The following is an 11,046-nucleotide window of genomic DNA, read 5'->3' as shown; positions in this document are numbered from 1 at the left end:
TGGTGGGGTTCAACGTTCTCCTCGGACAGCGAAACGGTTGGGCCATAGGGCATGTAGGCGTTTATATGCCTGTCATCGTTCTGATGTATTTGATCGCCGTGCGTTCGATTTTCCGTTACGAAAAGCAGCAGGTGATCGAGTTCGCGGAAGAGGTTACCGATCGTTATGCCGGCATCTCGCTGCGCCGCGCGATCGTGAGTTACGGCGGGGCCGTGGTGGTCGTAGTCGCCGCCGGCGTATGGATGCCGTTCATCGCGACCAAGCTCGCGACGGCCATGGGGTGGCACACGTCATTCGTCGGCACGCTGCTGGTCCCGATAGTCACCTCGATGCCCGAACTCACGGTTACTCTGGGTGCTTTGCGGCTCGGGGCACTCGACATGGCGATCGCCAATCTCCTGGGGAGTAATCTTTTCAACATTTTGATTATCGCGATCGACGATTTGTTTTACCACCCAGGGCCTTTGTTATCCAACGTATCGGCCATCCACGGCGCGTCGGCGATGTCGGCCGTAATCATGACTGGTCTCGCGATCGTGGGCATTCTGTATCGACCGGCGACGCGTGTCCTCAAAACAGTGGGCTGGATCAGCCTCGGGCTCTTTGCGATTTATTTGCTAAATTCCACGGTGCTCTACCTCCATAGCGAGTAACCGGCCGAAGGTAGGCTTTGCCAGTCGGTTCGCCGGAAGAGTTTCTCAGCTCAAAAAAACGGTTCTCGGTCTTGAAAGAGAACTTCGATCCGCGCTCCGCCGTGATCGGAACGTGACAGCCGGACCCGCGCGTCATGCTGCTCGGCAATTTCTTTGACGATCGCAAGCCCGAGCCCGCAGCCGTCGCCGGGACTGCCCGGGGGGCGATAAAACCTCTCAAAAATCCTGTCCGCCTCGGAATCCGGAATGCCCGGCCCGTCATCTTCCACGATGAGGCATGGATGGGTATCCGCCGCGAGCCGTACCGTAATTTGGCCATGATCGCGTCCGTAGCGGATGGCGTTGTCCAGGAGATTGTTGAGCAATTCGCGGAGCAGGGTTTCCTCGCCTTGCACGTACACCGGAGCCTGCGGTCCTTCGAAGCTCAGATCCATATCGCGTTGCAGCGCTCTCGGCACCCAATCCATACAGGCATCCCTTGCGATGGCGCGGAGGTCCGCCCGCGAACCGGGTCGAGAGCCGCCCAGAGCCGTTTCCGAGCGCGCCAGCACCAAGAGCTGCGTGCTCAACCGCGATGCCCGGTCGGCGCAGTTTCGGATTTGCGCGAGGGCGGGGCGCATCGTCGCCAGCTCGGTTTCCCGCAGAGCACGCTCCGCCTGGACTTTCAGGCCGGCCAACGGGGTTCGCAGCTGGTGCGCGGCATTGGCGATGAAGCGCTGCTGGGCAGTGATTGCCGTGGAGAGCCTCGCGAGTAGATCGTTGATGGTATGGGTCAGCGTGAGCACTTCGAGAGGTACGCCGGTATCCGGGATCGGCGCGAGGTCGCGCGGCGAGCGTTGGGCGATTTCGCGCGTCAATGTGTTTAGCGGATGCAGGCCCCGGTTGATGCCTATCCAGATGTATAGCCCCGCGCCAAAAACCAGCAAAAATTGGGGTACCAGCTCGGCCAGGAGAATGTCGGTCATCATGCTGCGTCTTTTCCTTATCGTCTCGGCAACCTGGACCAAGACTTCCTCGGAACTGTCCTTGGGCGTGGCGAGCATGGAAACCACCCGGACGCTGTGGTTTTGAATCATACTGTCGAAATACACCGGCTGATCGCGGACCGAAGCCAAGTCGGGCGGCGGTGGAACTCGCTTGTCCCCGGCCATGAATCCGTGGCGGGACGATTCGATTTTGAAGAAGGTTTGATCCACCTCGTCCCACTGGAAAATCTCCAATGCGGTGGGTGGCAGTTCGAAGGTCACCTTGCCTTTCTGGGCCTTGACTTCCTGCGCCAGGGAGCGTGCCGAGTCGAGCAGCCAGCGGTCATAGGCCGCATTGGCGTAATGAAACGCGATGTAATAGGAGGCTATGGCGTCCAGCACCACGAACAGGGCGAGAGGGAGCGCCAAGCGCAGCAGAAACTGGGTTCGGAGGCTCTGGACTTTAGCCATCGGTGTCTTTTTCGAGTAAATAGCCTAGGCCGCGCACAGTCCGGATTCTCACGCCGAATGCCTCCATCCGTTTGCGCAGCCTGTGAATATAGACTTCGATGGCGTTGTCTCCCAGTTCTTCGTTTCCCGCCGACAGGCGCTGGGCGATACGGTCCTTGCTGACCACCCGCCCGGCCTGGATCAACAGCGCCTCGAGCACTCCGTATTCTCGCGCGGACAGAATGATGGGTGCATCGTCCACCAGCACTTGGCGATTCAGGGTGTCCAGCGTCAATCGGCCGACCGTGAGATCGCCGAATCCTCCATAACGGCGACGTATCAGAGCGTGAATTCTTGCCTCCAACTCTCGGAGGTCGAAAGGCTTGACCATGTAGTCGTCCGCGCCCCATTCGAGACCCTTGATTCGGTCATTCAGGGCATCTCGTGCGGTCAGGACCAAGACGGGAACGGGATTTTTCCGCGCTCGCAACCTTCGCAATAGTTCGCAGCCCTCCATGTCGGGCAGTCCCAGGTCCAGAATGACCAAATCGAAGCTTTGGGTGAGCAGTGCGGATTCGGCATAAGCTCCCGAAGCCGCACCGGTGACCGCGTAGCCCGATTGACCGAGCACGTGCGTGAGGCCGTCGGCCAGAACGGTATCATCCTCCACGAGTAGAATCTTCATAAGTCAAACAAGCGTTATGAAAGGTTTGTGAAAGCTTCGGATTATAGAATGGAGCGTTAGGGCGCCCGCGCCGAGAGCGCTATGGGGTGAGTGTCTAAGTCAGCGTGGACCCGGTGCATATTTTCGTCGACAGATTAAGATCCCGATGACCGGACAAAGCTTACACAAACAGCGAAACCTTAAGCTCGATTTTTTTCGCGGCCTTGCCTTGCTGATTATCTTTATCAATCACATCCCCGCCAACGAGCTGCTGCTTTATACCCCGTCTCGTTTCGGCTTGAGCGATGCGGCCGAGGTCTTCGTGTTTCTCTCCGGCTATGCAGCGGCCATCGCTTATGGCCGCAGTTTCCGCACGTCCGGTTTATGGTTGGGCAGCGTTCGGGTGTTTTACCGCTGTGGGCAAATCTACGGCGCCCACCTCGCTCTGTTCATGCTTTTGGCGGCTGTTTGCGTGCTGGGCAACGCGGTTTTCGAAGAGCCGGATTATATCCACCGTCTCAATATTCGATATTTTTTCGATCATACTCAGGAGGCCCTTCTGGGATTGATTTCCCTGCGGTATGTTCCGAATTATTTCGATATTCTGCCGATGTATCTGGTGGTCATGTTGTGGATACCGGTGGTGTGGACGCTGTCCCGCATTCATATAGCGCTGGCCTTTGCCTTCCCTATCGGTGTTTACCTCGCCATGTGGCGATACGGACTGGAGCTTTCGGCGGACCTGCACAGCGATCGCCCCTGGTTTTTCAATCCGTTCGGCTGGCAGCTGATTTTTTTCACCGGCTTCGCCTTGGGATCCGGCTGGATTAAACCTCCCGGACACAAGATATGGCTGGCGGCAATCTGTGTGGCGTTCGTGATTCTGTCTTTGCCGCTGAGTCCCGAGCCGGCGCTCCGGCCGACCGAGTTCCTGATTCAACTCCACGCCGGTTTGCTGCCCTGGCTGGACAAGACCCATCTCGGGCCGTTACGGTGGGTGTATTTCATGGCCTTGGCCTATCTCGTCACGACATTCCTGCGGAACCGGGAACATTGGCTGAATTCGAAGGCCGTCCGGCCCATTATCGAAATGGGTCAGCAGTCGCTGCCGATATTCATCGTAACGATGGCGCTTTCCTATGTCGGCGGTATGTTCTTGGACCAATTCGGTCACGAGGTCGCGGCGCTTACGGCGGTCAATTTGGGCGGCTGCGCGTTGCTCTTGCTTACCGCCCGCACGATGGCGTGGTTGAAGTCTAGCCCATGGAAAGTTCAGAGCGGGCGGAGCTCCTTGTCGGCCGCTTGGCACGATGATGGAGCGAGCGACTCGCTCTTTCCGGTTTTTGCGGTACGGCCGAGCCGATTGAAGCAAACTCCGGTAATGGTTCTCGTAGCTTTTGTGGCAGCGGTGCCTTTGTCTCTTTCTCAAAGGAATTCGGACGCTCACTATTCCATGGTGGCCATGCGAGGGGCCGGAGGGATCTTAGTGCAAGATCATGTGCATGGTCATGTAAACGAGGCAGTGGGCACTCAAGAGAATTTCAAGTAGCAAGCTCGGGCGATGAGTACGTCGCGAGTGCGTGACGCATTTGGCCGCAGGCCGGTCCAATGCGTGCAGCGTCGGTATCTGGACCGGCACCGTCAAACGCCGATTAACGAACATTTGAAGAGGCAACTATGAGACCGTTCGAGAAACTATTATTGGAAAACAAAGCGTGGGCCGAAGAAAAAACGATCCGGGAGCCGGAATACTTTTCGCGGTTGGCTAACGCTCAGACACCGGATTTTTTGTGGATCGGGTGTTCCGATAGCCGGGTTCCGGCGGAAATCATCGTCAATGCTCAGCCCGGCGAGATTTTCGTACACCGGAATATCGCCAATCAGGTCATTACCACCGACTTCAACAGTCTCAGCGTGATCCAGTATGCGGTCGACGTGCTCAAGGTGAGCCACGTGATCGTATGCGGGCATTACAACTGCGGCGGCATCCGGGCGGCGCTCAGCCCGCAACGCTCGGAACTGCTGATCGTCAACAAATGGCTGATGCATATCAAGGACGTGTACCGTTTGCACCAGTCCGAGATCAATGCGCTGGAGACCGAAGAAGCGCGGGCGGAGAGATTGGTGGAGCTCAACGTCATCGAACAGGTTCAGACGCTCGCGCACACCTCGGTAATCCAGCATGCATGGAAACGCCATCAACGCCCGGTACTGCACGGGTGTGTATATGGCCTGAAAGATGGAATCATCAAAGAACTCATCCGGCTTCCGCCCGAAACGCTGATTCATCCGATTTACCAGTACACGGATCTGCCCGAGGGTTGACCCTTCCAGTCGGCGCGCTTAGAGCCTATTCTGGTAGGTCCCCAAACCCTTCGACAAGCCTGTCCTGAGCACCGTCGAAGGGCCTGTCCTGAACCAAGTCGAAGGGCTCAGGGCGAACGGCCGACCGAGATAGGCTTTCGGCGCGCATCCGGTTTTTGCGTCTGCGTAGTTCCCATACACCTGAAGCGTCGCGCGAGAAGAGATTTGCCGCCCGAGAACCGTTAGCGGTATAAGAGAGTCCGAGAAAGAGAAGAATCAATCGGAACCGGAGGCTTGCCGGCGAGCTCCGCCTCGGAAAGGTCAAACACATTCACCGGGAGTCGCGGAGAACGGATGCTGCGAAATATCATCGTCATCTTTATCGGGTTGTGGCTCACGGCGGAGATCGCGGGTGGAGCCGAGCAGCCGTCCGAACGTCCGGCTCCGCCGCCGAAGGTGGTTGCGCAATTGACGATAGATGGTCCTGTGGGGCCTGCGACCAGCGATTATATCGACCGTGCGCTGAAGGATGCCGAAGCTCGAAATGCGAGCCTGGCAATCATTCGGATGGATACGCCGGGCGGCCTCGACACGGCGATGCGCGACATCATCCGAATGATTCTGGCTTCGCCCTTTCCGATAGTGTCCTACGTCGCCCCAAGCGGAGCCCGGGCGGCCAGCGCAGGGACTTATATTCTTTATGCCAGCCATGTTGCTGCGATGGCACCCGCCACCAATCTGGGCGCCGCGACGCCGGTCGCCATCGGCGCACCGGGAGGAAACGAAGGCAAGCCCGGGCCGAACGATAAGGATGAGCCGAAAGCGCCGCGCGACTCCGGCGACGCCATGTCCAAGAAGATAATCAATGACGCGGTGGCCTATCTGCGCGGTCTTGCTCAGCTTCGGGGCCGAAACGCCGACTGGGCCGAGAAATCGGTGCGCGAAGGGGTCAGTCTTACCGCCGAGGAAGCGCTTAAGATGCACGTCATCGACATCGTCGCGTCCGATGTTCCTACTTTGCTGGCGAAATTGCACGGACGGCAGGTCGACGTGTTGGGCCGCTCCGTAACGCTCGATTTGACCGGGGCCGCCGTGGAAGCGATCGATCCCGATTGGCGCAGCCGTCTTCTCGCCGTCATCACCAATCCCAATGTTGCATACATCCTGATGATGATCGGGGTGTACGGACTCATTCTCGAATTTTACAACCCCGGATCCATCGTACCGGGCACGGTCGGCGTCATTTCCCTCCTGCTGGCGATGTATGCCTTTCAGGTCCTGCCGGTCAATTATGCCGGTCTCGCCCTGATCATCGTCGGCATCGGTCTGATGATCGCCGAAGCGTTCGCGCCGAGTTTCGGGGCGCTCGGGCTAGGCGGCATCGCGGCGTTCATCATCGGCAGCGTAATCCTGATCGACACCGAACGAATGCCCGGCGTCGGCCTCAGTTGGGCCGTGATTGCGGCATTCGCCCTGGCCAGCCTGATGTTCTTCGGCGTTGCGGTAGGCCTGATCTTGCGGTCGCGGCACAAGGCCGTCGTCACCGGGCGCGAAGAGCTGATCGGTGCGGTGGGGACCGCCCTGGAGGACTTCCAGGAATTGGGCAGAATCCATGTCCGAAGCGAAATCTGGACGGCGCGAACCGGGATTGCGGTGCACAAGGGTCAACGCGTTCGCGTAAAAGGAATGGACGGATTAATTCTCAACGTCGCGCCATTAGAAGAACGAAAGGAGCTAGAGCCATGATCACCACCTATTTCGTCGTTTTTCTCGCCGTCATCGTACTGATGTTTCTGTTCGCGGCGATCAAAGTGCTGCGCGAATACGAGCGAGGCGTCATCTTTCTGCTGGGCCGATTCTACAAGGTCAAGGGACCGGGACTGTTCATCGTCATTCCGATCATTCAGCAGATGGTCAAGGTAGATCTCCGGACCATCGTGATGGACGTTCCGACCCAGGATGTGATTTCGCGGGACAATGTTTCGGTCAAGGTGAATGCGATCGTCTTTTTTCGGGTGATCGATCCGGCCAACGCGATCATTCAGGTGGCCAACTATTACGAAGCGACCAGTCAGCTCGCGCAGACAACCTTGCGTTCGGTGCTCGGCCAGCACGAACTGGACGAGATGCTGGCGGAACGCGAGAAATTGAACATCGACATACAGGGCGTCCTCGATCAGCAGACGGATGCCTGGGGCATCAAAGTATCCAATGTGGAGATCAAGCATGTCGACTTGGATGAGAGCATGGTTCGAGCCATTGCGCGACAGGCGGAGGCGGAGCGGGAACGCCGCGCCAAAGTGATACACGCCGAAGGCGAGTTTCAGGCTTCGCAACGCCTGGTCGAAGCGGCTCGGACATTGGCGCAGGCCCCCAGAGCCATCGAACTACGCTATCTCCAGACCCTGACCGAGGTTGCGGGCGACAGATCTTCAACCATTGTGTTTCCGTTGCCGATGGAAATCATCAGTGCCTTCAGAAGCGGGCAAAGCACGACATCCTGATCGGTTTAGCGCTAGGCCGCACCAGGTGCAGGCCAGCGTGGCGAGAGAAAGGAACGGCAATCGCCGCTCTTTCGCGGCGATACCACAGGTAGGATAATCCGATTGCGGGCAGCCTTGCTGCCCAGGCCGCGGCTCGGTCGCGTCGATTCCTACCAGTCAAGCGAGGTTATGCTGATATGCCGCTATTCATTTCCATATTGCTCACCATAGGCATCATTTATTGGTATTACCGGACCGCAGAGCGGTTGGGATTGAAGTCGCTGCACTGGGGTGTCGCGGGAGCCATCGCTTACCAGGTGCCGGCCTGGGCGTGGATGATCTTGGTTTCCAAACCGTACCTGTCCTCACTCAGAGGAGCGGCGAAAACCGGAATGTCGGCGTTCCTGATCGGTCACTCCTGGATTTTGGTGGGCGCATTATGTGCCGTGTTGGTTTACAAGTTCGTCCTGTTGAAAGCCAATGTTCGGGAATCGTAATCGGTCATTTTTCGGTAGCTACCGAGCAACCGATTCTAGGTTCGATACACGGAAAAAGGGATTCCGAGCTTAAACCGGAATCCCTTTTTGATTTCGATGAACCCCCTACGCCAGGTTTTGGGCGGCGACCATGAAGTAAAGCATCGGGATCGAGGACATGGTGTTGAAGCGGCTGGCCAGCATCGCTGTCCGCGCGGCCGTCTTTTTCTCGTCATCCGTGGCTTCGACCAGCCCCAGCGCCTTCTTCTGATTCGGCCAAATGATGTTCCACACGTTGTAGGCCATGATCAGGCCAAGCCACATACCGAGACCGATATAGGTAGCCTGTCCGCCCTTGAAGTAGCCCAACAGCAGGGCCTGGATGACGTAGCCGTTCAGGATCGCCAGGATCAGTCCGGTGACTACGGTCGACAAGGCAGCCCAGCGGAACCAGAACAGAGCGGCCGGTGCGATGACCTTGCCGATCGCTGGCTTTTGTTCGTCCGGGATCTTGGGCATGGACGGGATTTGGACAAAGTTGAAGTACCACAGCAGACCGATCCACATGACGCCCGAAAGCACATGCAGCCAGCGAAACAGAAACGCAAACCAGACTTGCGACATCTGAACGGTGCCGGTGGCGAACGCCAGAGCCACGACCAGCACGGCGCCGAAGATCAGAGCCCTTTCCAGTTTGTCCAATCCGAATTTCGCAAGTGCGTTGATCACCTGAAGCATGACATTTTGCATTGTCGTTTTCCTCTTTTTTGTTAGTGTTGACTAGACCGTGCAAAGTGTGCGCGGGCTCAACAGGGTATTCTTCTCTCGGGCGGCAATCAAATGGAATTCGGCGGCGTGGCCGATATAGGGGACGACGATATTTGCGACGCGTAGCGCCTTCCTCCGCGAACGCTACACCAGGCGAGAAAACGTGTCAGGCGGGCGGCTAGCGTCCTGGCTTATTCGGTCGTAACAGTTTCCGTATCATGGATGCTTTGCCGACATGGCGCACGGCTCAGCAACCAGTCAGTCAACTCATGGGCGGGCATGGCTCGTTGAATGAAATAACCTTGTCCTTCTTCGCAGCGTTGTTCTCTTAGAAAGTGCAAGTGGCGCGCATTTTCGATGCCCTCGGCAATAACCTTGATTCCCAAGCTGTGCGCCATTGAGATGATGGCTTTGGTGATCGTCCTGTCGCTCGCTGAGGTATGAATGTTCTGGATGAACGAGCGATCGATCTTCAGTGCGTCGATCGGCAATCGCTGTAAGTAGCTTAAAGAGGAATAGCCGGTACCGAAGTCGTCGATCGAAATCCGGATGCCTCGGTTTCGGAATGCCTCGAAGATTTGCAGTGTGGCGTCGAGGTTTTCGATCATGATGCTCTCGGTAATTTCCAGTTCCAGGCAGCTCGGGTCGACTTGTGTTTCAGCAATGATGGCATCGAGTAACGGAACAAGATGATCGAGACGATATTGCCGGACGGAAATATTGACGGCCAGGCGTAACGGATACAGCCCCAGTTTGTGCCATTCGCCGAGTTGCCGGCACCCGGCCCGCAAGACCCATTCGCCGACCGGCAGGATCAGATTGGTTTCCTCGAGCAAGGGTATGAACTGATCCGGCGGTACAAGCCCAAACTCGGGGTGGTTCCACCGAATCAGGGCCTCGACTCCGATGACGCTTCCGGTTTGAAGATTGATTTGCGGCTGATAGCTCAGGACGAACTGGTTCTTCTCCAAAGTCAACCGCAGTTGGGTTTCCAGTGTGAGTCGTTCCAGGGCCGCGGCATTCATGCCGGGCGAATAAAATTTGAAGTTGTTGCGTCCCTCGCACTTAGCCGTGTACATGGCGCGGTCGGCATTCTTGACCAATTCTTCCATCTCGGTAGCGTCCGACGGGTAGAACGCGATTCCGATACTAGGCGAAATGAAAACTTGATGACGTTTCAGGTTAATCGGCTTGTTCAGCGCATGGATAATCTTTTGTGCAACGATTTGCGCCTTTTGCGGCTCCGTGATGTTCTCCAGAATGACCGTGAATTCATCGCTTCCCAAGCGCGCCGTCACGTCGCTCTCGCGGACCGACTGTTTGATGCGCGCGGCGACCTGCCGCAGCAATTCGTCGCCGGCGTTATGACCCAGGGAATCGTTGACGGTTTTGAACCGGTCGAGGTCGACGAACAGCAGTGCGAGGCCGGTATTGTTTTGCCTGGTCCGATTGATGGCTTCATTCAGTCGTTTATTGAACAGTTCGCGATTGGGAAGCCCTGTCAGCGTGTCGTAATGAGTGAGATTGCGGAGACGATCTTCGATCTTCTTGCGTTCGGTGATGTCCGAGATGGTCGCGATATAGTTCAACAACCGGCCGTTCTCGTCTCGTACGACATTGATGGTGAGCCATTGAGGATAAATGTCCTGATTCTTCCGCTTGTTCCAGATCTCGCCCTTCCATTGTCCGGTCAGATCGATAGCCTCCCACATGCTCCTATAAAATGCCTTGTCGTGTCTGCCTGAGCTCAGAATAGCCGGCGTATTGCCGATGACCTCCTCGGGCGCGTAACCGGTGATCGAGCTGAATGCGGGATTGATCGCGATAATGCGCGTTTCGGAATCGGTGATCAGGACACCCTCGGTGACGTTATGAAACACCATCTCGGCAATTCGATCCCGGTTTTCCGATTCTTTCTGGGCGCGGAGCAAGCGTTCTCGGTCGAGAACCTTTTGAATGACAGACGGCAAAAGATCGAAGAATGCCTCATGCTCGTCCTTTACGACATAATCCGTGGCGCCGAGCCGAAGAGCCTCGACAGCGACATCAAAGGCGTGATCTCTACAAATCACGATGACGCCGGGGACGAACGGCAAGGCCAGTATTTCACGAAGGGTGGTCAGTCCGTCCTTCCCAGGAATAAATTGATCGAGAATTACGAGGTCGTACTGTTCCCTAGCCAGCCTTTCCAGAGCCTCGTCGCAGCTTGCGGCGATATCGACGCGATGACCAAGTTTCGTTAGACGTGCCTGTACGAGAAGCGCCAGGGAGGCGTCTTCTCCA

Annotated in this window: 9 protein-coding genes and 1 pseudogene; 6 read left to right on the top strand and 4 right to left on the bottom strand. The window is 57.0% G+C overall.

Annotated features, from left to right (window positions below; genetic code table 11):
* A pseudogene (locus tag ABJK70_RS13365) lies at window positions 1-653 on the top strand (sodium:calcium antiporter); the annotation flags it as partial.
* 50 nt (window positions 654-703) lie between these two features.
* Here ABJK70_RS13365 and ABJK70_RS13360 read toward each other — a convergent pair.
* Window positions 704-2,089: a sensor histidine kinase gene (locus ABJK70_RS13360; protein WP_156879415.1), complete on the bottom strand. Its 1,386-nt coding sequence runs from the start codon at window positions 2,087-2,089 to the stop codon at window positions 704-706.
* Complete coding sequence (locus tag ABJK70_RS13355) at window positions 2,082-2,753, bottom strand: response regulator (protein WP_077729853.1); 672 nt, start codon at window positions 2,751-2,753, stop codon at window positions 2,082-2,084. The genes ABJK70_RS13360 and ABJK70_RS13355 overlap by 8 nt, the downstream gene beginning before the upstream one ends.
* Before the next feature lie 145 nt (window positions 2,754-2,898).
* Here ABJK70_RS13355 and ABJK70_RS13350 point away from each other — a divergent pair, with 145 nt between their 5' ends.
* From ABJK70_RS13350 to ABJK70_RS13330, 5 genes are all read left to right on the top strand, one after another.
* Window positions 2,899-4,281: an OpgC domain-containing protein gene (locus ABJK70_RS13350; protein WP_347258211.1), complete on the top strand. Its 1,383-nt coding sequence runs from the start codon at window positions 2,899-2,901 to the stop codon at window positions 4,279-4,281.
* A gap of 128 nt (window positions 4,282-4,409) precedes the next feature.
* The gene (locus ABJK70_RS13345; RefSeq protein ID WP_077729851.1) at window positions 4,410-5,057 is read left to right on the top strand and encodes a carbonic anhydrase; all 648 of its coding nucleotides are present in this window, start codon (window positions 4,410-4,412) and stop codon (window positions 5,055-5,057) included.
* Window positions 5,058-5,390: 333 nt separating this feature from the next.
* Window positions 5,391-6,782, top strand: coding sequence for a nodulation protein NfeD (locus tag ABJK70_RS13340; protein ID WP_077729850.1), 1,392 nt, complete (start codon window positions 5,391-5,393; stop codon window positions 6,780-6,782).
* Window positions 6,779-7,540: a slipin family protein gene (locus ABJK70_RS13335; RefSeq protein ID WP_077729849.1), complete on the top strand. Its 762-nt coding sequence runs from the start codon at window positions 6,779-6,781 to the stop codon at window positions 7,538-7,540. The genes ABJK70_RS13340 and ABJK70_RS13335 overlap by 4 nt, the downstream gene beginning before the upstream one ends.
* Window positions 7,541-7,716: 176 nt before the next feature.
* Window positions 7,717-8,016, top strand: a complete 300-nt coding sequence (locus tag ABJK70_RS13330; protein ID WP_077729848.1) for a hypothetical protein — start codon at window positions 7,717-7,719, stop codon at window positions 8,014-8,016.
* Window positions 8,017-8,121: 105 nt separating this feature from the next.
* On the opposite strand, the gene ABJK70_RS13325 is transcribed toward ABJK70_RS13330, so the two are convergent.
* Window positions 8,122-8,745: a urate hydroxylase PuuD gene (locus tag ABJK70_RS13325; RefSeq protein ID WP_205780728.1), complete on the bottom strand. Its 624-nt coding sequence runs from the start codon at window positions 8,743-8,745 to the stop codon at window positions 8,122-8,124.
* A 209-nt stretch (window positions 8,746-8,954) separates the two neighbouring features.
* A partial coding sequence (locus ABJK70_RS13320) for an EAL domain-containing protein (RefSeq protein WP_347258210.1) occupies window positions 8,955-11,046 on the bottom strand: 2,092 nt, incomplete at its 5' end.

Origin of the sequence: Methylocaldum sp. (genome assembly GCF_039794385.1) — a bacterium.
Lineage (GTDB): Bacteria > Pseudomonadota > Gammaproteobacteria > Methylococcales > Methylococcaceae > Methylocaldum.
This window is presented reverse-complemented; position numbering and strand designations above follow the sequence as displayed.

Excerpts from the sequence above, each read along its gene's own strand:
- ABJK70_RS13360 (WP_156879415.1), bottom strand. The coding sequence starts at position 2,089 with ATGGCTAAAGTCCAGAGCCTCCGAACCCAGTTTCTGCTGCGCTTGGCG.
- ABJK70_RS13355 (WP_077729853.1), bottom strand. The coding sequence starts at position 2,753 with ATGAAGATTCTACTCGTGGAGGATGATACCGTTCTGGCCGACGGCCTC.
- ABJK70_RS13350 (WP_347258211.1), top strand. The coding sequence starts at position 2,899 with ATGACCGGACAAAGCTTACACAAACAGCGAAACCTTAAGCTCGATTTT.
- ABJK70_RS13345 (WP_077729851.1), top strand. The coding sequence starts at position 4,410 with ATGAGACCGTTCGAGAAACTATTATTGGAAAACAAAGCGTGGGCCGAA.
- ABJK70_RS13340 (WP_077729850.1), top strand. The coding sequence starts at position 5,391 with ATGCTGCGAAATATCATCGTCATCTTTATCGGGTTGTGGCTCACGGCG.
- ABJK70_RS13335 (WP_077729849.1), top strand. The coding sequence starts at position 6,779 with ATGATCACCACCTATTTCGTCGTTTTTCTCGCCGTCATCGTACTGATG.
- ABJK70_RS13330 (WP_077729848.1), top strand. The coding sequence starts at position 7,717 with ATGCCGCTATTCATTTCCATATTGCTCACCATAGGCATCATTTATTGG.
- ABJK70_RS13325 (WP_205780728.1), bottom strand. The coding sequence starts at position 8,745 with ATGCAAAATGTCATGCTTCAGGTGATCAACGCACTTGCGAAATTCGGA.